Here is a 22076-nt window from a genome sequence, read left to right as displayed (position 1 = left end):
ACTCGCCGCGCGGCGCGCTGATGCTGCGCAACTTCACCCACAAGATCGCCGGCCTGAAGGGCGACTGGACCATGTCCGCCTTCCGGGACGAGGCCATCGCCCGGATCCGCGAGCAGGTGGGCGACGGCAAGGTCATTTGCGGTCTCTCCGGCGGCGTCGATTCCTCCGTGGCCGCGGTGCTGATCCACGAGGCCATCGGCGACCAGCTGACCTGCGTCTTCGTCGACACCGGCCTCTTGCGCCACAACGAGGCCGAACAGGTCGTCACCCTGTTCAGGAACCACTACAACATTCCGCTGATCCACGTTGACGCATCAAAGGAATTCCTCGGCGGCCTGGCCGGCGTCAGCGACCCGGAGACCAAGCGCAAGACCATCGGCCGCCTGTTCATCGAGATCTTCGACCGCGAGGCCGCCAAGATCGAAGGCGCGGCCTTCCTAGCCCAGGGCACCCTCTATCCGGACGTGATCGAGAGCGTCTCGGCCCGCGGCGGGCCCTCGGCGGTGATCAAGAGCCACCACAACGTCGGCGGCCTGCCGGACTTCATGAAGCTGAAGCTGGTCGAGCCGCTGCGCGAGCTCTTCAAGGACGAGGTCCGCGCCCTCGGCGTCGAGCTCGGCCTGCCGCCGGAATTCGTCGGCCGCCACCCGTTCCCCGGCCCGGGCCTGGCCATCCGCATCCCCGGCGAGGTCACCCCCGAGAAGGTCGCCGTCCTGCAGAAGGCCGACGCCATCTACCTGGACGAGATCCGCAAGGCCGGCCTCTACGATTCCATCTGGCAGGCCTTCGCCGTCCTGCTGCCGGTGCGCACCGTCGGCGTCATGGGCGACGCCCGCACCTACGACGAGGTCTGCGCTCTTCGCGCCGTCACCTCCACCGACGGCATGACCGCCGACTTCTTCGAGTTTCCGTGGGAGGTGTTAGGCCGCACCGCCACCCGGATCATCAACGAAGTCAAAGGCATCAACCGGGTGGTCTACGACGTGACCTCGAAGCCGCCGGGTACAATCGAGTGGGAGTAGGGGCCCGGCTCGCTCACTGGGCCGTATAGCCGCCGTCGATCGGGTAGACGCCGCCGGTCATGAAGGCCGCCCTGTCGGAGAGCAGGAAGCAGACGAGTTCGGCGACCTCGATCCGTTCGGCCATGCGGCCCATCGGGTGGCTGGCCGCCATGCCGGAGCGGATCTCGTCGGCCGTCATCCGCATGCGAGGCGTATCCACATAGCCGGGCGCGACGGCGTTCACCCGGACGCCGCGCTGGGCGTACTCGAGCGCGGCCGTGCGTGTCAGGCCCACGACGCCATGCTTGGCTGCGGTGTAGGCCGCCAGATTCGCCAAGCCGACGACCCCGTTGGCGGAGGACAGGTTGACGACGGCCCCGCCGCCGCTGTGCTCGATCGCAGGCAGCTCGTGCTTCAGTCCGAAGAAGACACCGCTGAGGTCGGTGGCGATCACGTCGTTCCACTCCTGCACGGACGCGTGCTCGATCGGTCCAGGCGTTCCGGTGATCCCGGCGTTGTTGACCGCCAGGTGGAGCGCGCCGAACAGCCCGACCGTCTCGGCGACCATCCGCTCGACCGCCTCTGGGGATCGGACGTCGGCGAGGAGCGGCAGCGCCGTCTCCCCGGTGGGATCGAGACGCTCGGCCAGGCGCGCCACGCCGTCCAGGCTGCGCCCAGCCAGCACCACCCGCGCGCCACGGGCGTGGAGCGTTTCGGCGATGGTCGCGCCCAATCCCGTCGCCGCGCCGGTGACCAGCGCGACCTTTCCGTCGAACTCCGCCATCGTTCCCTCCGCATCGCCTGAGACGGCGGCGTAAACGCCCGTCCGGCGCAGGAGGTCCGCACGCGCGCAGCCCCGCCGCGCCGAGCTCCTCACATCTTCTCGCCGGGCAGCTCACTCGCCTGTCTCACCCAGTCGGCGAACTGGGTCTCGTCCAGCGGCTGGTCCTCGCGAATGTGGACATAGCGGGTGTCGCCGCTTTTGGAGGGTTCGGGCGGGACGGGCTCGAGCCGGGCGCCGCGGAAGAAGGCCACCTTGATGTACTTGTCGTAGCAGTGGAGGCTCAGGAACCAGCTGTCCTTCTCCATGCCCCAGAACGGCGAGTTCCACTTCACGGCCTTCTGCACGCCCGGGACGGTGCGGACAACCAACGCGTCGATTCGGCGGCCGACGGCGCTTTTCCAGCCCGGCATGGCGCTGATGTAGGCCTGCACCGGCCCGTCGCCGTAACCCTTCGGGATCTGCGGGTTGCCGCCGGAGAGGAGCTTCGGCGCCTCGCCCACCTCAGCTCCCCTTGCCCCTGAGGTTCTGCGCGGCGGCGGCGCGGACCAGGTCTTGGAGCGCCGCCGCGTTGATCTCCTCGCCCTCTCGGATGTCGATGGCGCGCCGGACCTTCCCTTCCAGGCTGGAGGTGAAGAGGCCGGCGGGATCGGCCAGCGAGGCGCCCTTGGCGAAGGTCAGCTTGACGGCCGCCTTGTAGGTTTCCCCCGTGCAGATGATCCCGCCGCGGGACCACACCGGGTTCTCCCACTTCCATTCCTCGACGATCTGCGGGTCGGCCGCCCGGATGATCTCGCGGACCTGCTGAAGGGTCTTCCCACGCCAGTCGCCCAGCTTCTCGATCCGCTGGTCGATCAGCTCGGAGGCCGACGCCGTCGCGGTGGCTGTCGGGTTATCGCACGTCTTTCCGGGCATCGGATCACTCCTGTCGGGCGAGACGGCGGCCGTTGCGCCATCCAATGGCGTAGGGCAGCGCGAACAAGTAGAGACCGGTCAGCAGCAGCAGGATAAGCGGAAGCAGCGCCAGCAGGCCCACCCAGAATGGCGGCTCTCCCTGGCTGTAGGCGATGACGTTGATGATGACGCCGATCGTGAATGCGATCGAGATCCAGCGGTGGATCTGACGTACCGATTTGCTCAAGCTCAACGGAACCTCCTCAGAAGACAACCGTGCGGGCGTCACTCCGGCCGCCCCAGAACCTGCTCCAGATTCGCGAAGAACTTCGGCCAGCCGGCCTGGGCGCCCTGATAGAACTGCGGTTGATTGGACTGGAACCCGGTCTGCTCCATGCGCAGGCGCGTCCCGGCCTCGGTCGGCGTGAGCGTCCAGGTGACCACGCTGCGCAGCGTGTAGGCGTCCCAGCTGTAGGCCAGGCTCTTCTGCGGCTCGAGCTCCAGCACCTTGCAGTTGATCACCCCCCAGTCGGCGCGAAAGCTGAAGTCGTGGCCCACGTCGGGCTTGAAGTCGGCCTTCATCAGCCACTCCTCGATCAGGTGGGGCTGGGTGAGGGCCCGCCAGATCTTCTCCGGCGGAAACGGCATCTCACGCTCGACGACGACGGAGAGGGTTTCCGGGACGGCGGCGGTCATTGGTCCATCCTTCTGAGCAGGTCTTCCAGGTCGTCGAAGCGGCTTTTCCAGAAGCCCTCCATCTCGCCCGTCCAGTCAACGAGCGGGCGCAGGGCCTCGAGCCGCGGGCTGTAGTGCGTCTGGCGGCCCTGGTGGCGGTCGCGCACGAGCCCCGCCTGCTTTAGGACGCCCAGGTGCTTCGAGACCGCGGGCTGCGAAACGCCGGCTCCGGCGGTCAGCGCCCCGACGGTCTGCTCGCCCTCACGGCACAGCCGCTCGAACAGGCCCCGCCGGGTCGGGTCCGCCAGCGCTCTGAACAGCAGGTCGGGGTTGGTCGGGGACATCGATAACCTGTCGGCTATTTCAGAAATCCATAACCGGATAGATATCAATTCGTCAACCCAGTTGTGCTGGGCCGGCCCAGATTGACACGCGGTGCAGGGTGTCGGAGCGATTGGGCATGAGACCACGGATCTCCGTCCTCACCTTGGGCGTGGCGGACCTCGAACGCGCGCTCGCCTTTTATCGCGATGGGCTGGGCCTGCCGACCGAGGGGATCGTCGGCCGCGAGTTCGAGCACGGCGCGGTCGCCTTCTTCGACCTTGCCGGCGGCCTGAAGCTCGCGATCTGGGCGCAGGCCGACCTCGCCCACGACACCGGGCTGCCGCTGACGCCGGTCAGCTCCACCGCCTTCACCATCGGCCATAATGTCACCAGCCGCGACGAGGTGGACGCGACCATCGCCCAGGCCAGGTCGGCGGGGGCGGACATCCTCAAGACGCCGCAGGACACCTTCTGGGGCGGCTATGCCGGCTACTTCCGCGATCTCGACGGCCACGTTTGGGAGGTGGTCTGGAACCCGGACTTCCTGCCGGCCGACTGAACGGAGGCTGACGCTGTCCTATAGATGCCGCGTCTCGGCCGGTGGGTTCATCCAGTTGTTGTTGCGGCCGTCGCCGTACTGGATGGGCAGCGCCGCAAGCTCGGCGTCGCTCAGCCCGTCCAGCGCCGCCACGCTGACCGACCTGAATTCCCCGCCGAGCTGCTCCACATAGCCGTGCCCGAAAACGTGCAGCCCGCAGTTGCGGCAGAACCGGTGGTGGCCGCTCATCGTCGCGAACTGATAGTCGCCCAGCTCGCCCTCGCCGGCCAGCAGGCGGAAGCCCTCGGGGTTGGTGTTGACGCCCCACCACCGCGACTTGCTGCAGAAGCTGCAGTTGCAGCGTCCGGTGCCCTCCGCCAGGTCCAGATCGGCTTCGAACCGCACACGTCCACAATGGCAGCTGCCCTGATAGGTTCTCTTCGCCACGCCTTGCTCCATCCGCAATCCCGGCCGCCGCGCGGCCGCGGAACGAGGTTCGCCCACAATTGCGCCGCTCGCGAGGCGCTGGAGAAGACGGGCCGCCTCGTCTAGGAAGCAGGCGAAGATCGCGGGAAGGGCGCCATGGCCGCATCGCACTGGCTCGTGAAATCCGAGCCCGACACCTACAGCTACGCCGATCTGACGCGGGACGGACGCACCGTCTGGGACGGGGTGCGCAACAACGCCGCCGCCCTGCACCTGAAGGGCATGCGCCCAGGCGACGAGGTGCTGGTCTACCACTCGGGCGACGAGAAGGCGGTGGTCGGCGTGGCCAAGGTCGTCCGCGAGGCTTTCCCCGACCCCAGCGACGAGGCCGGCCGCTTCGTCGCCGTCGAGCTGGCGGCGGAGCGGGCGCTGAAGCGGCCTGTCACCCTGGCTCAGCTCAAGGCGGAGCCGGCGCTGGCCAACCTCGCCATCCTCCGTCAGAGCCGGCTCTCAGTGGCCCCGGTGAGCGACGAGGACTGGCGCAGGATCCTCGACATGGCCGGCGGCTGAGGCATGGGCGCGCCTGCAGACCTGGCGCCCGACGAGGCCAGGGCGCGCCTGCTGGCCCGCATCCGGCGGGAGTTCGACATCGCCGAGGACACCCTGGACATCGCCGGATACGCGCTGCGGTTCATCCGCGTCGCCGATCCGAACGCGGTGCTCGACGAGGTCTGCCGGCTGGAGACGCTGCGCGAGCAGGGGGTGGCGCCCCGGCGCGAGCTGCACGTGCCCTATTGGGCCGCGGTGTGGGAGAGCGGCGTCGCCGTCTCCGAGCATCTGGCCAGGCGCGCGGAGACGGCGCCGCTGGCGGGCGTCCGCACCCTGGACCTGGGCTGCGGCATGGGCATGGCCGGCGCCGCGATGGCCATGTTCGGTGCGCAGGTCACCCTCGGCGACATCGACACCGCCGCCCTGCTGTTCGCGCGCCTGAACACACTGCCCTGGGCGGAGCGCTGCCACGTCGCCCGCTGCGACTGGCGGGGCGAGGACCTGCCGGGGCCGTTCGACCTGATCGTCGGGGCCGACGTCCTCTACGAGGTCAGCCAGTGGCCCTACATCGAGGCCTTCGCCCGCCGCCGCCTCGCGGCGGGCGGAGCGCTGATCCTCGGAGAGCCGGGCCGGCCGACCGCCAAGGGGTTCCAGGCCTGGCTCGAGGCTCTCGGCTGGACGGTGAGCGCCGACCGCGCCCGGGCCGGCGAAATGGACGTGAACATCTACGAGGCCCGCCCTCGGGCCTAGCCGGGAGCGTGCGCCTATGGCGCTAAGGCCCGGACTCATGACGAAGATTTCATACGTGGGCGCGCATCCGGAAGCGCACGGCCAAGTCTCTTGCTATCAGAAGGGGCTCGGATGAGGGCTCCGCAGCATCGAGAGGAGATTTGACTGATGGACGAAAGTATCCTCGTCCCCTTGGGGCTATTCGCGATGATCGCGGCGATCGTGATCATTCCGCGCTACTTCCGAAGCATCGAGCGGCAGAAGCTGCAGGACACCCTGCGCGCCGCAGTCGAGCGCGGCGAGCCGATCCCGCCTGAGATCGTGCAGGCGATGACCCAGCCGGTGAAAGAGGGCGGCGCCGGCCCCTACCGGCACCCCGATCAGGACCTGCGCCAGGGAATCGTGTGGCTCGCCGTCGGCTTCGGCATCGCCCTGATGGGCTACTTCATCGGCTTCAACGAGCCGGACGCCACACATGTGATGATCGGCGTCGCGGCTATCCCGGGCTTCATCGGCCTGGCCTTCATCGTGCTCTGGGCGGTCGGTCGGAAGAAGAGCTAGCCGGGCCTGGGACGGGGGTAGACGCCCATGCCGGGCCTCCAACAGATCAGGTACGCCAGCCTGCACGACGTCGAGCTGGCCGGCCACGCCGCCACCGGCGACCGCCGCGCCTTCGGCGAGTTGGTCCGCCGCCACGGGTCGGCGGTGCGCGGCCTGCTGCGCCGGATGGGCGCGGCGCCCGCCGAGGCCGACGACGCCGCTCAGGACGCCTTCCTGGCCGCCTTCGAGCGGATCACCGAGTTCCGGGGTGAGGGGACGTTCGGCGGCTGGGTGAAGCGCATCGCCGCGCGAGGGTACCTGCGCCGGCTGCAGCGAGAGCGGCGGCTGCTGACGATCCTAGCGGAGGGCGCCGCCGAGGCGGACCCGGCGCCGCGCGGCGAGGGCGAGGCCGCCGGCCTGATCGACCTGGACGACGGCCTGAAGGGCCTGGCCCCCGTCGAGCGGCTGTGCGTTTCGCTCTGCTACGGCGCGGGGGTTTCCCACGGCGAGGCCGCCGAAGCCTTGAACATGCCGCTTGGAACGGTCAAATCCCATGTCAAACGTGGTCTGGAGAAACTCAGAGCGCGACTGGCGCCGGATGACGGCGCAGCTCTCGAAGGGAGGCGCGGCAATGGCTGAGGTCGATTTCGAACGCCGTCTCGAGCGGCTGTTCGCCGACGCGCCCGCCTTTCCCGACTCCGAGCCCTTCGCCGCCCGCGTGGAGCGGCGGCTCGACCGCGGCTGGGCCACCAGGCGGGCGCTGATCGGCGTCGCCGGCGTGGCCGGCGGGGTGATCGGGGCCAGCCAGCTGGTGCTGAGCAATTTCGCCGAGGACCTGCAGAGCGCCGCCGAAGGGCCGGCCCGGCTGCTGTCGGCGGGCGTCAGCGAGGTCGCCGCGCAATCGGATTGGCTGAACGCCCTGTCGGGCGCCGGCAACGTGGTCTGGCTCGCCGCCGGTCTTGCCGGGCTGGCGATCGCTTTCGTGATCACCCGGATGATCGAGGAGATCTAGAGCCCATGTCAGCCCAGCGCCAGGAGACGGTGAAGCGGGTCACCACGCCGGAGATCGCCGCCCGCAAGGGCGGGACCCCGATCGTCTGCCTGACGGCCTACTCCACCCCGGTCGCCGAGATCCTCGACGATCACTGCGACCTGCTGCTGGTGGGCGACTCCGTGGGCATGGTGGTGCATGGCCTGCCGAACACGGTCGGGGTCACCAGGGAGAGGATGATCCTGCACGGCCAGGCGGTGATGCGCGGCGCCCGCAAGGCCATGGTCGTCGTGGATATGCCCTTCGGCTCCTACGAAGGGGCGGCCGAGACCGCCTACGCCAACGCGGTGCGGATCCTGAAAGAGACCGGCTGCCAGGCGGTCAAGGTGGAGGCCGGCCCAACGGTGGCCGACACCATCGCCTACATGGTCCAGCGCGGCGTGCCGGTGATGGGCCACGTCGGGCTGCGGCCCCAGGCGGTCAACGTCGACGGCGGCTTCAAGGCGAAGGGCCGCGGGGGCGACGAGCGCAAGCGGATTCTCGAGGAAGCCAAGGCCACGGCCGAGGCGGGCGCCTTCGCGGTCGTGGTGGAGGGCGTCGCCGAGGGGCTGGCCCGAGAGATCACCGAGGCCATCGCGGCCCCGACCATCGGCATCGGCGCCTCGGCCGGCTGCGACGGCCAGATCCTGGTCACCGACGACATGCTGGGCCTGTTCGACTGGACGCCGAAGTTCGTCCGCCGCTACGGCGACCTACGGGCCGAGATCGGGCGGGCGGTCGGCGCCTACGCCGACGACGTCCGTGCGCGTCGTTTCCCGGGCCCGGCCGAGATCTATTTCGCGAAGGCCGGCTGACCCTTCCGGCTGCGCTCCAGCCGGCGCAGCACGCGTTCCTGCACCAGCCGGCGCTCGTCCGGCGTCATGTCGGCCAAGGTCAGCCGCACCTGCCGCGAGGGCGCCACAAGCGCAAGCCACAGCTGCACATAGTCGCGCGGCCGGGCGGTCTCGATCACCAGCGCCGCCGAGTCGCCGCGGCCCACCTGCCGCACGCCGCGGACCGCCGTCCAGGGGACCGGCCGGCGCATGGTGGAGGCGCAGTAGATCCCGCCCTCGTCCACCGAGAAGCTGACCCCCTCCAAGCTGACCCGCGCCGCCAGCTCGAGCGCCACGATCGCGCAGACCAGGCCGACGCCCGCGGCGATGAACACGCCGTTCTCATGCGCCAGGATGGCGAGGGGGGCGGCCAGCAGCCAGCAGGCCGGCGCCGCCAGCATCCACATCCGCACCCAGCGCTCGGGGAGGGGCCGGTAGACGACGTTGGCCTCGACGATCACCGGCGGCACCAGCGCCCGCCGCGGCAGCAGCCCGGTCAGCGCCGCGATGGGGGCCAGCACGCAACTCAGCGCCACCATCATCGGCGCCAGCGCCTCAATGGTCTGGAGGGCGAACAGGTTCGCCGCCAGCAGGCCCAGCGCCATGATCAGGGCCAGCCGCTGCGTCCGGCCCGGGCTCGTGAGGTAGGTGGTGGTGTCGTTCACGCTCATCAGGATCCGCCCGTCACTGTGCGCGGAAGGAATTGCGCCCGTCTGGGTTCAGCCGTCGTAAGCCGGCACGGTTAACGGCGCGGGAGGCTGCGTCGGCATAGCTCCGGCCGGCGCCGTTGCGGGCGCGCGGCGAGCGCTATAGGTTCGCGCCGCACCATCAAGGTCGCCTGAGCGCGGAGTTCCCCACACGTGGTCGATCTATTCGAGGAGGTCGAGGAGCAGCTTCGCTCCGACCGCTACAAGGCGCTTGCCCTCAAGGCCCTGCCTTGGGTGCTGGGCGCCCTGGCGGCCGCGCTGCTCATCGCGCTCGGCGTCTGGGGCCTGCAGGAATACCGCCAGCGGGCGTCCGCCGGCGCCTCCGAGCAGTATGCCGCGGCGCTCGAGGCCCTGCAGCAGAACCGCACCGACGAGGCCGATCGGCTGTTCGGCGAGGTCGCCGATTCGCCGTCTCGGGCCTACAAGGCGCTCGCCCTGATGCAGCAGGGCGGCATCCGCATGACCCAAGGCAAGCGCGACGAGGCGGTGAAGCTGTTCGACGAGGCGGCCACCGCCGCGCCGGACGAGATGCTCGGCGACGCCGCGCGCCTCAAATCCGCCTTCGCGCTCATGGATTCGGCCCCCTTGGCCCAGATCCAGGAAAGGCTCGAGCCGCTGAGCAAGGAGGACCGGCCCTACCGCATCCTCGCCGAAGAGGCCCTGGCGTTCGCCAAGCTCTCGGCCGGCGACCTGCAGGGCGCCCGCAAGGACTTCTCGGCCCTGAAGGACCTGCTGGATGCGCCCGAGGGCGTGCGCCAGCGGGCTACGGCCGCCGTGGAGCTTATCGACTCCGGCACGGCCAAGGCCATGCCGGAGGCGCTGAAGGCCGCCGCCGCCCTGCCTGACCCCCAACTTGCGCCGCGCGCCCCGACCGCGCCGCCTGCGCCGCAACAGCAAGCCCCCCGGACCCAATGATCCTACATCGCCGCACGTCCCTGATCGCCGTACTGGCGGCCTCGCTGACCGTCGCCGGCTGCTCGACGGTGAGCCGGCTCAACCCCTTCGGCGGTGACGACGAGCCGCAGGAAGTCGCCGCCGAAGGTGAGCGCATCCCCATCGTCGGCGCTGAGAGCACTGTCCAGGTGACCGAGGCCATCGCCGGTCAGGACTTCAACCTGCCGGCCCCGTCGGCCAAGGCCGACTGGCCGCTGCCGGGCGGCTCGCTCGAGCAGGCCGTGGAGCATGTAGACGCCGGCCAGGGTCTCGGCATCGCCTGGCGCCAGCGCTTCGGCGAGGGCTCCGAGCGCGGCAAGCACGTCACCGCCCCGCCGATCGTCGCCGACGGCAAAGTGTTCGTGATGGACGGCACCGCCAACGTCTCGGCCCGCGACGCCCAGTCCGGCCGCGAGATCTGGCGCGCCGAGCTGCGCTCCACCAACCGCCGCGACCGCGAGGCGTTCGGCGGCGGCTTGGCCTACGCCGACGGCAAGGTCTACGTGACCTCCGGCTATCGCCTAGTCGTACAGCTGGACGCGGCCACCGGCGCGGTCGGCTGGCGGCGCGAGACCGAGCAGCCGGTGCACGGCGCGCCGACGGTCGCCGGCGGCCGGGTGATGGCCGTCTCCATCGACAACACGCTCCTGACCTTCGACGCCGCCACCGGCGACCCGAGCTGGACCTATCAGGCGCTCACCGAACCGGCCCGCGTGCTGGCCGCGTCCAGCCCCGCCGTCTCGGGCGACACGGTCGTGGCCGCCTTCGGCTCGGGCGAACTGGTGGCCCTGCGGGTCGCCAACGGCAACGATCTGTGGGCCGAGGCCCTGTCGCGCGCCAGCCGCACCACGGCGCTGTCGGAGATCCGCGACATCCCCGGCCGCCCGGTGATCTACCAGGGCGACGTTTACGCGGTGAGCCACTCCGGCGTCTTCGCGGCGGTGGACCTGCGCACCGGCTCCGCCCGCTGGACCCTGCCGGTCACAGGCATCACCACCCCCTGGCCGGCGGGCGACGTGGTCTACGTCGTCTCCAAGGCCGGCGAGGTGATCTGTGTTAACCGCGACTCCGGCCAGGTGTACTGGATCCGCGACCTCAACGAGGGGATCGATCAGGACGCCGGCGGCGGCGGCTTCTTCGGCTTCTTCGAGCGGCGCGGCACCGTGCGGCCGATCTGGTCGAGCCCGCTGCTGGCCTCGAACCGGCTGGTGATGGTCTCGAGCGGGGGACGGCTGGTGGCGCTGAACCCCAAGACCGGCGCCGTCGAGCATTCGATGAACATCGGCTCGCCGGCCATGCTGGCTCCGATCGCCGCGGGCGGCATGATCTACGTGGCGACGGACGAGGCGGAGCTCATCGCCCTGCGTTAAGACACGCAGGATACTGAGAGAGCCATGCCCCTGAAGATCGCCATCGTCGGTCGGCCGAACGTCGGCAAGTCCACGCTGTTCAACCGGCTGGCTGGCCGCAAGCTCGCCATCGTCGACGATCGTCCGGGCGTGACCCGCGACCGCCGGTTCGGAACCGGCCGGATTGGCGACATCGACCTGGAGCTGATCGACACGGCCGGCTTCGAGGACGTCACCGACGAGAGCCTGGAGGCGCGAATGCGCATCCAGACCGAGCGGGCCATCGCCGAGGCGGAGGTCGCTCTGTTCGTCATCGACGCCCGCGAGGGCGTGACCCCCCTCGACCGGGTGTTCGCCGAGATCCTGCGAAAGCACGACAAGCCGGTCGTGTTGATCGCCAACAAGGCCGAGGGCAAGGCCGGTGAGGCCGGGGCGCTCGAGGCTTTCGACCTGGGCCTGGGCGAGCCCGTGGAGCTCTCGGCCGAGCACGGCGAGGGGATGGGCGAGCTCTACGCCGCGCTGGTCGCCCTCGCGCCCGCCGACGACGAGGACGAGGACGAAGAGGAGCTCGGCGACAAGCCGGTGCGGATCGCCATCGTCGGCCGCCCGAACGCCGGCAAGTCCACCCTGGTCAACAAGCTGATCGGCGAGGACCGGCTGCTGACCGGCCCGGAGGCCGGCATCACCCGCGACGCCATCCCCGTCGACTGGACTTGGCAGGACCGGCAGGTGCGGCTGGTGGACACCGCCGGCCTGCGCCGCAAGGCCAAGGTGCAGGAGAAGCTGGAGAAGCTCTCCACCCAGGACAGCATCCGGGCGATCACCTTCGCCGAGGTGGTCATCCTGGTGATGGACGCCACCCACCCGCTGGAGATTCAGGACCTGCAGATCGCCGACCTGGTCGAGCGCGAGGGCCGGGGCCTGGTGTTCGTGCTGGCCAAGTGGGACCTGGTGGAGGATCCGCAGGCGCGGCTGAAGGAGATCATCGAGGAGACGGGACGACTGCTGCCGCAGGTGCGCGGCACGCCGATCGTGGCGCTTTCGGCCGAGACCGGCCGCGGCCTCGACCGGCTGATGCCGGCGGTGTTCAAGGTGCACGCGGACTGGTCGACCAAGGTCAAGACGCGGGACCTGAACGACTGGCTGCACATGGCCATCCAGCGGCACCCGCCTCCGGCCGTGAACGGGCGCCGGATCAAACCCAAGTATGTCGCCCAGACCAAGGCCCGGCCGCCGACGTTCGTGATGTTCGCCAGCCGGGCCGACCAGCTGCCGGACAGCTACCGCCGCTACCTGATCAATTCGATGCGCGAGAGCTTCGACCTGCCCGGCGTGCCGATCCGGCTGACAGTGAAGTCGGGCAAGAACCCCTACGCGGAGGCGGAAGGCGAGGGCCGGCCAGCGCCGTCCTGGGCCACGCCCGCCGGCGCCAAGGCCGCCCGGGTCAAGCTGACCGGCGGCAAGCCCAAGCCGAAGCCCAAGTCCGCCGGGACCACCGACCGCGTGCTGGGCGGCAAGGCCCGGGCCGCCGTCAAGGCCGGCGGGTTCAGGCCGAAAGGACCCGGCGCGAAGCCTTCCAGGCCTGGAAGCCGACCGTCTGGTGGGGCAGGCCCAGGTCGGCGTCCGCGAGCTCCACGATAAGCGGACCGATCTCGGACGGCTCCGGCAGCGTCAGCGGATCCTCGCCCGGCATGGCCTCGGCGCGCATCTTGGTTCGCATCGCGCCCGGATCGACCAGCACCGCCCGGATCGGGGTGTTCTCCAGCTCGTCGGCCCAGGTGCGGACCAGGTGCTCCAGGGCCGCCTTGGTCGCCCCGTAGGGGCCCCAGAACGCCTTCGGCCGGGCGACCCGGCCGCTGGTCAGGAAGATCGCCCGAGGCCTTTGCGCCTGGCGCAGAAGCCGCTCGGTCGAGCGGATCAGCCGGTAGCTGGCCGTCAGGTTGATGGCGACGACCCGATCCCAGGTCTTCAGGTCCACATGGCTGATGGGGCTGATACCGCCCAGGATGGCCGCGGCGTGCACCAGGATGTCCAGCCGCCCAAAGCGCTGGTGGATCGCGAAGCCGAGCTGGTCAAGGCCGTCGCCGTCGGCGATGTCCATCGGGACCAGGGTGGCGGCCTGGCCGGTGCGGGCCTTGAGCTCGTCGTCCAGGTCTTCGAGGCCGCCCTGCGTGCGGGCCACGGCGACGATGTGGGCGCCGGCGTCGGCGAGGGCGAGCGCGGCGGCGCGGCCGATGCCTCGGCTGGCGCCGGTGACGAGGGCGATGCGGCCCTCCAGGGTCTTGTCGGTCATTCGGACGGAGCTCTCTTGGCGTAGCGCTGGGCGATGGCGGCGCAGGCCATCAGCTGGAACTGGTGATAGAGCATCACAGGCAGCAGGACGAAGCCCATTGTGGCGGCCGGGAACAGGGCGCCGGCCATGGGCACCCCGGCGGCCAGGCTCTTGTTCGACCCGCCGAACACGATGGTCGCCTCGTCCTCGGCGGAGAACCCGCGGGCCCGGGCCAGCCAGACGCTGAGCGCCAACGAGGCTGCCAGCAGCACCAGGCAGATCAGCGTCAGCCGCACGAGGTCGGGGATCGAGACCTGGCTCCAGATGCCGGCCACCACGGCCCCGGAGAAGGCGTTGTAGACCACCAGCAGGATCGAGCCGCGGTCGACCAGTTGCAGCGGCTTGGCATAGCGCTTCATGAAGCCGCCGACGAACGGGTGGACGATCTGGCCCAGGACGAAGGGCGCCAGCAGCTGCCACAGGATCGCTTCAACGGATGAGAAGGAGACGCCGCCCTCGGCGCTCAGCAGCGCGCCCACGAGCAACGGCGTGACCACGATCCCGAGCAGGTTGGAGGCCGAGGCGCCGCAAACAGCCGCCGCCACATTGCCCCGGGCGATGGCCGTGAAGCCGATGGCCGACTGGATCGTCGAGGGCAGGCAGGCCAGGTACACCAGGCCCGCCGCCAGCGCAGGCGGGGTGATCCAGGCGGGCAGGGCGGCCACGCCTAGCCCCGCGATGGGGAACACCACGAAGGTGATCCCCAGGACCACCAGGTGCAGCCGCCAGTGGATCATCCCGGCGATCACCGCCTCGCGGGACAGCTTGGCCCCATGCAGGAAGAACACCAGCGCGATCCCGACCTTGGTGGCCAGGCCCACATGCTCGGCCGCCTCGCCGCGGGCCGGGAGGATCGAGGCGAGCACGACCATCCCGACGATGGCCAGGAGGTACCAATCGATGGAGACGCGGGCGAGAAGCGACTTCACGGCGGCTTAGATGCGCCCGCTAAGGCGGCGCCGCTGCTGGCGCCTCACGCCCCGACCAGGAACGACAGCTGCCGTTCGGTCTGTTCGTTGCGGCCCTCGGCGATCTCGCGGTCGAGCAGGCGGGTGGGGTAGTCGCCGGTGAAGTAGTGGTCGGTGAACTGCGGGTGCACCGGGTCGCGTGGGGCGCTGTTCATCGCCCAGTAGAGCCCCTCGACCGACAGGAAGCCCATGGTCTCGACGCCGATGAACTCGCGGATTTCCTCGAGGCTCTTGTTGGCGGCCAGTAGCTTGTCGCGGTCCGGCATGTCGATGCCGTAGAAGTCGGGATACATCAGCGGTGGCGAGGCGGAGCGCAGGTGCACCTCGGCCGCGCCGGCTTCGCGCACCATTCGCACCACGCGCACCGAGTTGGTGCCGCGTACGATGGAGTCGTCGATCAGCATCACCCGTTTGCCGGCCAGGACGGAGCGGTTGGGCGACAGCTTCATGCGCACCCCGAGCTCGCGCAGGCCCTGCGTCGGCTCGATGAAGGTGCGGCCCACATAGTGGTTGCGAATGATGCCGAGCTCGTAGGGCAGGCCCGCTTCCTGGGCGAAGCCGAGGGCGGCCGGCACGCCGGAGTCCGGCACCGGCACCACCACGTCCACGTCGGCCGGCATCTCCTGGGCCAGCCGCTGGCCCATTCGCTTGCGCACCTCGTAGACGGATCGGCCGTTCACCACCGAGTCCGGGCGGGCGAAGTAGACGTACTCGAAAATGCAGGGGCGGGCGCGCTGGGCGGGGAAGGGGCGCAGGCTCTTCAGCCCGTCCTGGTCGATCACCACCATCTCGCCGTGCTCGATGTCGCGCACGAAGCTCGCGCCGATGATGTCGAGCGCGCAGGTCTCGGAGGCCAGCACGTAGCGGCCCTGGAACTCGCCCAGGACCAGCGGGCGGATACCCAGCGGATCGCGCACGCCGATCAGCTTCTTGTTGGTCAGCGCCACCAGGGCGTAGCCGCCTTCGATCCGCGACAGGGCGTCGATGAAGCGGTCGACGATCCGGCCCTTCCGGGAGCGGGCGATGAGGTGGAGGATGACCTCGGAATCCGAGGTCGACTGGAAGATTGCGCCTTCCTCGACCAGCTGCTCGCGCAGGGTCAGGGCGTTCGTCAGGTTGCCGTTGTGGGCGATCGCCACGCCGCCGGCCTGCAGGTCGGCGAACATCGGCTGGACGTTGCGGATGAAGCTGCCGCCGGCGGTGGAGTAGCGGGTATGGCCGATGGCCGAGGTGCCCGGCAGGCGCCGGACCAGGTCCGCGCCGGTGAAGGCGTCGCCCACATGGCCCATGTGCCGTTCGGTGTGGAAGCGCTGGCCGTCGAAGGTGGCGATGCCGCAGGCCTCCTGGCCGCGGTGCTGCAGGGCGTGGAGGCCGAGGGCGGTGATCGCCGCCGCCTCGGGCACGTCGAAGACTCCGTAGACGCCGCATTCCAGCCGGAGCGTATCGTCCAGTGGGTCGCGCGGCGCCGGGGACCAGCGGTCGCTAACCGAGTTCATCGGGTCTTCTCCAGCACATCCTCGAGCCCTTTACGGGCCTTGGCGTCATAGCCGCCGTCCGCCGGATCGCGGGAGCCGTCACGGACGGCGTCCTCCAGGGCGGGCTTCAGCTGTCCCGCCATGTCCAGGCCCTTAGGCGCGAAGGCTTTCAGCACCTCTCCCGCCGCCGCGGTCAAGGGGTAAAGCGCCGCACCGCTGATCCACTGGGGCACTCTTTCCGGCGGTGTGGCCGCATTGAACACCAGGGCGAAAGCTCCCAAGACAACCAGCGCGCGAAGCAGGCCGAAGCCTGTGCCGACTGCGCGATCGAGAGCCCCGAGCGCCTGGGTGGCGTGGAGTCTCCGGGCCAGGAAGGCGCCGCCAACACGCAGCGCGATATAGGCGCCGACGAAGACGATCACCACGGCTGCGACATTTCCGGTCCAATCCGGGTCCATCATGCCGCGCAGGATCGGGCCTGAGACCCGAAGGCCGAACACCGCGACCAGGGCCGAGACGATCAGGGAGACGACGTTGATCATCTCGCGCACGCCGCCGCGCGCGAAGCCGACGATGGCCGAGACCGCCAGGACGGCCAGGGCGATGACGTCGAAGAGGGTCATGTAAGCGTCCTAATCCCAGTCGCCGTCGCCGATCCGCTGGATCGCGTCGGCCAGCCGCGCGGCGCCCCGGACGGAAAGTCCGGCCCCGCCCTCGGCGTCCTTTGGCGCGAGCGCGCGCCGGAAGCCGAGCTTCGCGGCTTCCTTCAGCCGGCTCTCCATCCGGCTGACCGGCCGGACGTCGCCGGACAGGCTGATCTCGCCGAACACCACGCAGTCCTGCGGCAGGGCCTGGTCCAGGGCCGAGGAAGCCAGGGCCGCCGCCGCCGCCAGGTCCGCCGCCGGTTCGGAAATCCGCAGGCCCCCCGCTACGTTGAGATAGACATCCCGGTCGCCGAAACCAAGCCCGCAGCGCGCTTCCAGCACCGCAAGAACCATCGCTAAGCGCCCGGAATCCCAGCCGACCACGGCCCGGCGCGGTGTTCCGTAGGCGGACGGGGCGACCAGCGCCTGCACCTCCACCAGCACCGGCCGCGAGCCCTCGATGCCGGCGAACACCGCCGCGCCCGCCGCCCGCTCGCCGGCGGTGTTGAGGAACAGCGCCGAGGGGTTGCGCACCTCGGTGAGGCCGATGTCGCCCATCTCGAAGACGCCGATCTCGTCGGTGGCCCCGAAGCGGTTCTTCGCCCCCCGCAGAATGCGGAACGGATAGCCCCGCTCGCCCTCGAAGGAGAGCACGGCGTCCACCATGTGCTCGACCACCCGTGGGCCGGCGATCGCGCCGTCCTTGGTGACGTGGCCGACCAGGATCACCGCGACGCCCCGCTTCTTCGCGAAGCGGACCAACTCGCCGGCCGCGGCGCGAACCTGGGTCACCGAGCCTGGGCCCGCCTCGTGCGCGTCGCTCCACATGGTCTGGATGGAGTCGATGATGACGAGGTCGAACCGCTCCTTCTTCAGGCCCTCCAGGATCTCCCGCAGCGCCGTCTCGGCGGCGAGCTTCACCGGCGCGGCGGCCAGGCCCATCCGCTGGGCGCGCGAGCGGACCTGCTCGATGGCCTCCTCGCCGGAGATATAGGCGCAGGCCGCGCCCTTCAGCGCCGCCGAGGCGGCCACCTGCAGCAGCAGGGTTGACTTGCCGACGCCAGGGTCGCCGCCCAGCAGGATCGCCGAGCCCGGCACCACGCCGCCGCCGCAGACCCGGTCGAACTCCTCGACGCCGGTGGAGATGCGCGGCGGGGCGGGGGTCTGCTGCTCCAGCCCTTCGAAGGCCAGGCCCCGGCCGCGACCCGACGACTTGGCAGGCGCCAGAGCGCCGGGCGGCCGGCTCTGGATCTCCTCGACCAAGGTGTTCCACGCCCCGCAGGCGGCGCACTGGCCGGCCCACTTGGTCTGGGTGGCCCCGCAGGCCTGGCAGGCATAGACGGCGCCGTCGCGGGCCATGGACGCTCCTGATTCGACTTCCGGCAAGTGTACGCGGGCCGGCAAGCCCCGTCTGTGCGACCCAGTCCCGTTTGCCCGCCTGTCGGCATCGGCTACCCTGTCCTGCGACCCCATGGCGGGGAGCGGGAGTGAATATGAGCGTTGTGGAGCCGGGATCGACACAATCGAAGCTGATCCAGCGGGTGAAGGACATCCTGCTGCGGCCGGGACCGACGTGGGATGTGATCGATACGGAACCGGCGAGCCTCGGGTCGATCTACAAGGGCTACGTCCTGATCCTCGCGGCAATACCGCCCATTTGCCTGGTTCTCGGCCACCTCATCTTCGGCGGCCTGAACTTTGGGGTCATCAGCGTCCGCTTCTCCTTCACGGCGATTCTGTTCGAGGCGGTCTCCACCTATCTCCTGTCCCTGGCCGGCGTCTTCGTACTGGCTCTGATCGTCGATCTGCTCGCCCCGCAGTTTGGCGGCCAGCGCAACCGCGTGAAGGCCTTCAAGGTGGCGGCCTACTCGTATACGGCCGTCTGGGTGGCGGGCGTCCTCCTGCTGATCCCAATGCTGGCGGCGGTGGCTCTGCTGGCGAGCCTGTACGGGCTCTACCTGCTCTACCTCGGATTGCCCCGGCTGATGCGAAGCTCGCCGGAAAAGTCGGCGCCCTACATCGCGGTCAGCATCCTGGCGGCCGTGGTCATCGCGATCATCATGGCGTCGATCTCCAGTGAGATCCGCTCGCTGGGCGTGCGGGATGCCGACGACGTGCAGATCCGGATCGGCGACGAGAGCGTGACCGTGAACCGTAGGGACGCCAAAGCTGCGGCCGACAAGCTCGCCGAGCAGCTCGCGGCGGCGGCTGGCGGCGAGGGGGTCGAGGCGGCGGACCCTGAGGCCTTCAAGTCCCATCTGCCGGCCACCATCGCCGGATTCGAACGCACCGAACTCACCACCGGTCGCCGCAGCGTCGCAGGTATCGAGGGATCATCGGCGACGGCGACCTACGTTAGGGGCGACACGCGCATGACCCTCAACCTCATCGACGCCGGCGCATTGAGCGCGCTCGCCGCGCTTGGCGGAGCGTTCAACATGGAATCGTCCTCCGAGGAGAACGGGAAGCACGAGCGGATCGGCGAGGTGGATGGGCGCCTCACCATCGAGGAGTACGACAGCAACAGCCGCCACGGCTCCTATGGCGTGATGGTTGGCGAGCGCTTCATGGTTCTAGCCGAGGGCGACGGCGTCACCGTCGATGAGCTGAAGGCCGCCGTAGCCTCCGTCGACGCCGGCCGCCTCGAGCAACTGGCCAGCGCGGAGTAAGTTCAACCGTCATCCCGGACGGCCGACCGGCCGATCCGGGACCCGGCGGCCACGCGGGGAGATCTGGGTCCCGGCTCACCCTACGCTCGACCGGGATGACGATAATGAGAAACTCAGACTTCGCCGAGATACACCCGCTCGGCCCGGGCGCTGAGGCGCACGAGCACTTCGTGCGCCACGGTCTCGGCGGCGCGGGCGAGGTCGTCCAGCAGGGCGTTGGGGCCGAGCAGCTCGGCCATCTCGCCGATCTGCACCGGCGCCTCGTCGGTCTCGACGATGGTCAGGTCCATGGTCACGGCCAGGAGCTTGCGGCGGGCGCCGGCGAGCCAGGCGTAGCCGCCGTGCCGGGCGGCGCGGATCACGCCGTCGGTATAGCCGGCGCCGACGATGGCCACGCGGGTGGGGCGCTGCGTCACCAGCCCTGAGCCGTAGCCCAGGTGTTCGCCGGCCGCGATGCGGCGCAGGTCGAGCACCGGGGCCTCAAGCTTCGCCACGGCGGCGATGGCCGGGTCCGGCCGCTCTTCCGGTCCGCCGCCATAGAGGCTGATGCCCGGGCGGACCATGTCGAACCGGTACGCGGACCCCAGGTAGGTCCCGCCCGAGTTGGCAAAGCTGGCGCGCGCCTCGGGGAACAGCGGTCGCACGGCCTGGAAGCGCGCCAGCTGCTCGCCGTTGCGCGGATCGGCCGGATCATGGGCGCTGCCCAGGTGGCTCATCACCAGCCGCACGTCCAGGCGGGCGAGCCGTCCGGGCGCGGCGGCGATGGCGCGCGCCTCGTCCGCCGCTAAGCCCTGGCGGTTCATTCCTGTGTCCACGTGCAGGGCGCAGGGTAGGAGGCGGCCCGCCCCCGCCGCGAAAGCGATCGCCGCCTCCACCTGCGGGACGGTGTTCAGCACCGGCGTCAGCCCAGCGGCCGCAAGCCGGGGACCCGACGTCGCCGTCAGGCCGTCCAGAACATAGATGTCAGCCTCGCGATCGCCGAGCGCTGCGCGCAGCGCCTCGCCCTCGTCGAGACGGGCCACGAAGAAGCTGCGCGCCCCTTCACGCCAAAGCCGCCGCGAGACGGGTCCGGCGCCCAGGCCATAGCCGTCGGACTTCACCACGGCGGCGACCTCGGTCCCGGCGGCGGTCTGGCGGATCGTGCGGTAGTTGGCCGCCAGCGCGTCCAGGTCGATGGTCAGGCGCGCGCGAGTCGGGGAGGGCATGGCGCCCCCATAGACCGGCGCGCCGGGCGAGGCGACGGGCTTTGCAGCCTCAGTCGTCGTCGCGGTAGCGGCCGTCATGGGCGAGGTTGCCGAACTTGGTGAGGTCTTCGTTGAAGGCCAGCTTCACGGTGCCGATCGGGCCGTGACGCTGCTTGCCGATGATCACCTCGGCGACGCCGCGGACCTGGTCCATCTGCTCCTGCCACTTGAAGTGCTCTTCGGTGTTCTCCCGCGGCTCGGCGCGGCCCAGGTAGTAGCTCTCCCGGTAGACGAACATCACGCAGTCGGCGTCCTGCTCGATCGAGCCGGATTCCCGCAGGTCCGACAGCTGGGGCTTCTTGTCCTCTCGGTTCTCCACCTGACGCGACAGCTGCGACAGGGCGATCACCGGCACGTGCAGCTCTTTCGCGAGAGCCTTGAGGCTCATGGTGATGAAGCTGACTTCCTGAACCCGGTTGTCGGTCTTGCTGCCCTCGCCGGCGGTGACCAGCTGCAGGTAGTCGACGATGATCAGGTCCAGGCCCACCGACCGCTTCAAGCGCCGCGCCCGGGCCGCCAGCTTGGCGATGGAGATGCCGCCGGTGGCGTCGATGTAGAGCGGCGCGTCTTGGATCTCGAGGGCGGCGTCGCGAATCCGGCCGAACTCGGTGGCGTCGATCTCGCCCTTGCGCAGCCGGTCGCCGGAAACGCCGGACTGCTCGGCCAGCATACGCATGGCCAGCTGCTCGGGACTCATTTCCAGCTGGAACAGGGCCACCACGCCGCCGGAGACCGTCTTGCGCGAGCCGTCCGGCTGCGGCTCCCAGGCGTAGTTCTTGGCCACGCTGAAGGCGATGTTGGTGGCCAGCGCCGTCTTACCCATCGAGGGGCGGGCGGCGATGATCAGGAGGTCCGACGGGTGCAGGCCGCCGAGCTTGCGGTCGAGGTCGATCAGGCCGGTGGAGAGGCCCGCCAGGCCGCCGGCCCGACCGTGGGCCTCGGCCGCCATGGCCACCGCGCCGCGCAGCGCGTCCGCGAAGGGCACGAAGCCCTGGCTCTGTCCGCCGCTTTCGGCCAACGCGTAGAGCGCCTGTTCCGCGTGCTCGATCTGGTCCTTGGCCGATAGGTCGGGATCGGCCGTCTGTGCGGTGACCGCGATGTCGCCGCCGATGCGGATCAGGTCGCGGCGCAGCGCCGCGTCATAGATCACCCGGGCGTAGTCGAAGGCGTTGGCGGCCGCCGGGGCGCGGTCCACCAGGTCGGCGAGGTAGCGCACCCCGCCCAGCTCCTCGAAGCTGGGGTCGCGGGCGAACTGCTCGGCGAGCAGGATCGGCTCCGCCAGCTGGCCCTTCCGGATGTGGGTCTCGATGGCCGAGTAGAGCCGCGAATGAAACGGCTCGAAGAAGTGGCGCGACTGCAGCTGGTCGCCAATCCGCTCGAAGGCGGCGTTGTCGTAGAGCAGAATCCCGAGCAGCGCCTGCTCGGCCTCGACGTT

Annotated in this window: 27 protein-coding genes; 12 read left to right on the top strand and 15 right to left on the bottom strand. The window is 70.1% G+C overall.

What is annotated here, in order from left to right; translation table 11 throughout:
- A partial coding sequence (guaA, locus tag VHK87_RS01530; protein ID WP_329633131.1) for a glutamine-hydrolyzing GMP synthase occupies positions 1-1022 on the top strand: 1022 nt, incomplete at its 5' end.
- A gap of 13 nt (positions 1023-1035) precedes the next feature.
- On the opposite strand, the gene VHK87_RS01525 is transcribed toward guaA, so the two are convergent.
- The 6 genes from VHK87_RS01525 to VHK87_RS01500 all read right to left on the bottom strand — a co-directional run bounded on the left by VHK87_RS01525 (position 1036) and on the right by VHK87_RS01500 (position 3695).
- Complete coding sequence (locus VHK87_RS01525; RefSeq protein WP_329633130.1) at positions 1036-1785, bottom strand: SDR family NAD(P)-dependent oxidoreductase; 750 nt, start codon at positions 1783-1785, stop codon at positions 1036-1038.
- A gap of 89 nt (positions 1786-1874) precedes the next feature.
- Positions 1875-2285: a DUF1801 domain-containing protein gene (locus VHK87_RS01520; protein WP_329633129.1), complete on the bottom strand. Its 411-nt coding sequence runs from the start codon at positions 2283-2285 to the stop codon at positions 1875-1877.
- Position 2286: 1 nt separating this feature from the next.
- A complete protein-coding gene (locus tag VHK87_RS01515) occupies positions 2287-2697 on the bottom strand; it encodes a DUF1801 domain-containing protein (RefSeq protein ID WP_329633128.1) in 411 nt (136 codons plus the stop codon).
- A 4-nt stretch (positions 2698-2701) separates the two neighbouring features.
- Positions 2702-2929: a hypothetical protein gene (locus VHK87_RS01510; protein WP_329633127.1), complete on the bottom strand. Its 228-nt coding sequence runs from the start codon at positions 2927-2929 to the stop codon at positions 2702-2704.
- 32 nt (positions 2930-2961) lie between these two features.
- Positions 2962-3372: an SRPBCC domain-containing protein gene (locus VHK87_RS01505; protein WP_329633126.1), complete on the bottom strand. Its 411-nt coding sequence runs from the start codon at positions 3370-3372 to the stop codon at positions 2962-2964.
- Positions 3369-3695: a metalloregulator ArsR/SmtB family transcription factor gene (locus VHK87_RS01500; protein ID WP_329633125.1), complete on the bottom strand. Its 327-nt coding sequence runs from the start codon at positions 3693-3695 to the stop codon at positions 3369-3371. Before VHK87_RS01500 ends, VHK87_RS01505 begins: the two co-directional genes overlap by 4 nt.
- A gap of 116 nt (positions 3696-3811) precedes the next feature.
- On the opposite strand from VHK87_RS01500, the gene VHK87_RS01495 reads away from it, so the two are divergent.
- A complete protein-coding gene (locus VHK87_RS01495; protein ID WP_329633124.1) occupies positions 3812-4234 on the top strand; it encodes a VOC family protein in 423 nt (140 codons plus the stop codon).
- 18 nt (positions 4235-4252) lie between these two features.
- On the opposite strand, the gene VHK87_RS01490 is transcribed toward VHK87_RS01495, so the two are convergent.
- Positions 4253-4660: a GFA family protein gene (locus VHK87_RS01490; protein WP_329633123.1), complete on the bottom strand. Its 408-nt coding sequence runs from the start codon at positions 4658-4660 to the stop codon at positions 4253-4255.
- A gap of 135 nt (positions 4661-4795) precedes the next feature.
- Between VHK87_RS01490 and VHK87_RS01485 the strand changes: the two genes are divergently transcribed.
- The 6 genes from VHK87_RS01485 to panB all read left to right on the top strand — a co-directional run bounded on the left by VHK87_RS01485 (position 4796) and on the right by panB (position 8302).
- A complete protein-coding gene (locus tag VHK87_RS01485; RefSeq protein WP_329633122.1) occupies positions 4796-5209 on the top strand; it encodes an EVE domain-containing protein in 414 nt (137 codons plus the stop codon).
- Between the two features lie 3 nt (positions 5210-5212).
- Positions 5213-5938: a class I SAM-dependent methyltransferase gene (locus tag VHK87_RS01480; RefSeq protein ID WP_329633121.1), complete on the top strand. Its 726-nt coding sequence runs from the start codon at positions 5213-5215 to the stop codon at positions 5936-5938.
- A gap of 147 nt (positions 5939-6085) precedes the next feature.
- Complete coding sequence (locus VHK87_RS01475; RefSeq protein WP_329633120.1) at positions 6086-6478, top strand: DUF6249 domain-containing protein; 393 nt, start codon at positions 6086-6088, stop codon at positions 6476-6478.
- 27 nt (positions 6479-6505) lie between these two features.
- Entirely contained in the window at positions 6506-7096 is a 591-nt protein-coding gene (locus VHK87_RS01470) for an RNA polymerase sigma factor (RefSeq protein WP_329633119.1), read from the top strand.
- Positions 7089-7469, top strand: coding sequence for a hypothetical protein (locus VHK87_RS01465; RefSeq protein WP_329633118.1), 381 nt, complete (start codon positions 7089-7091; stop codon positions 7467-7469). Before VHK87_RS01470 ends, VHK87_RS01465 begins: the two co-directional genes overlap by 8 nt.
- A 5-nt stretch (positions 7470-7474) precedes the next feature.
- The gene (gene panB, locus VHK87_RS01460) at positions 7475-8302 is read left to right on the top strand and encodes a 3-methyl-2-oxobutanoate hydroxymethyltransferase (protein ID WP_329633117.1); all 828 of its coding nucleotides are present in this window, start codon (positions 7475-7477) and stop codon (positions 8300-8302) included.
- Here panB and VHK87_RS01455 read toward each other — a convergent pair.
- Positions 8281-8991, bottom strand: coding sequence for a hypothetical protein (locus tag VHK87_RS01455; RefSeq protein WP_329633116.1), 711 nt, complete (start codon positions 8989-8991; stop codon positions 8281-8283). The two genes, panB and VHK87_RS01455, sit on opposite strands and share 22 nt — an antisense overlap.
- Before the next feature lie 189 nt (positions 8992-9180).
- Between VHK87_RS01455 and VHK87_RS01450 the strand changes: the two genes are divergently transcribed.
- The 3 genes from VHK87_RS01450 to der are packed head-to-tail and all read left to right on the top strand — an operon-like array spanning position 9181 to position 12950.
- The gene (locus VHK87_RS01450; RefSeq protein WP_329633115.1) at positions 9181-9942 is read left to right on the top strand and encodes a tetratricopeptide repeat protein; all 762 of its coding nucleotides are present in this window, start codon (positions 9181-9183) and stop codon (positions 9940-9942) included.
- Positions 9939-11330 (top strand): PQQ-like beta-propeller repeat protein, encoded by a 1392-nt coding sequence (locus tag VHK87_RS01445; protein ID WP_329633114.1) that lies wholly within the window; start codon positions 9939-9941, stop codon positions 11328-11330. Before VHK87_RS01450 ends, VHK87_RS01445 begins: the two co-directional genes overlap by 4 nt.
- A gap of 24 nt (positions 11331-11354) precedes the next feature.
- The gene (gene der, locus VHK87_RS01440) at positions 11355-12950 is read left to right on the top strand and encodes a ribosome biogenesis GTPase Der (RefSeq protein ID WP_329633113.1); all 1596 of its coding nucleotides are present in this window, start codon (positions 11355-11357) and stop codon (positions 12948-12950) included.
- Here der and VHK87_RS01435 read toward each other — a convergent pair.
- The 5 genes from VHK87_RS01435 to radA are packed head-to-tail and all read right to left on the bottom strand — an operon-like array spanning position 12856 to position 18087.
- Positions 12856-13602, bottom strand: coding sequence for an SDR family NAD(P)-dependent oxidoreductase (locus VHK87_RS01435; RefSeq protein ID WP_329633112.1), 747 nt, complete (start codon positions 13600-13602; stop codon positions 12856-12858). The two genes, der and VHK87_RS01435, sit on opposite strands and share 95 nt — an antisense overlap.
- Positions 13599-14570 (bottom strand): bile acid:sodium symporter family protein, encoded by a 972-nt coding sequence (locus VHK87_RS01430; protein WP_329633111.1) that lies wholly within the window; start codon positions 14568-14570, stop codon positions 13599-13601. The genes VHK87_RS01435 and VHK87_RS01430 overlap by 4 nt, the downstream gene beginning before the upstream one ends.
- 44 nt (positions 14571-14614) lie before the next feature.
- Positions 14615-16105, bottom strand: coding sequence for an amidophosphoribosyltransferase (purF, locus tag VHK87_RS01425; RefSeq protein WP_329633110.1), 1491 nt, complete (start codon positions 16103-16105; stop codon positions 14615-14617).
- A complete protein-coding gene (locus tag VHK87_RS01420; RefSeq protein ID WP_329633109.1) occupies positions 16102-16707 on the bottom strand; it encodes a CvpA family protein in 606 nt (201 codons plus the stop codon). The genes purF and VHK87_RS01420 overlap by 4 nt, the downstream gene beginning before the upstream one ends.
- 9 nt (positions 16708-16716) lie before the next feature.
- Positions 16717-18087 (bottom strand): DNA repair protein RadA, encoded by a 1371-nt coding sequence (gene radA / locus VHK87_RS01415; RefSeq protein WP_329633108.1) that lies wholly within the window; start codon positions 18085-18087, stop codon positions 16717-16719.
- Between the two features lie 134 nt (positions 18088-18221).
- Between radA and VHK87_RS01410 the strand changes: the two genes are divergently transcribed.
- Complete coding sequence (locus VHK87_RS01410; protein ID WP_329633107.1) at positions 18222-19397, top strand: Yip1 family protein; 1176 nt, start codon at positions 18222-18224, stop codon at positions 19395-19397.
- Positions 19398-19510: 113 nt separating this feature from the next.
- Here the strand turns inward: VHK87_RS01410 and alr are convergent, their stop codons facing one another.
- Both alr and VHK87_RS01400 read right to left on the bottom strand, forming a co-directional pair.
- A complete protein-coding gene (gene alr, locus VHK87_RS01405) occupies positions 19511-20602 on the bottom strand; it encodes an alanine racemase (RefSeq protein WP_329633132.1) in 1092 nt (363 codons plus the stop codon).
- A 49-nt stretch (positions 20603-20651) separates the two neighbouring features.
- Positions 20652-22076 (bottom strand): replicative DNA helicase (locus VHK87_RS01400; RefSeq protein WP_329633106.1); only part of this gene is annotated, 1425 nt, incomplete at its 5' end.

It is taken from the genome of Phenylobacterium sp., from assembly GCF_036263695.1.
In the GTDB taxonomy this organism is placed as follows: domain Bacteria; phylum Pseudomonadota; class Alphaproteobacteria; order Caulobacterales; family Caulobacteraceae; genus Phenylobacterium.
The sequence above is the reverse complement of the archived record's forward strand: the minus strand, read 5'-3'. Positions and strand labels throughout refer to the sequence as shown.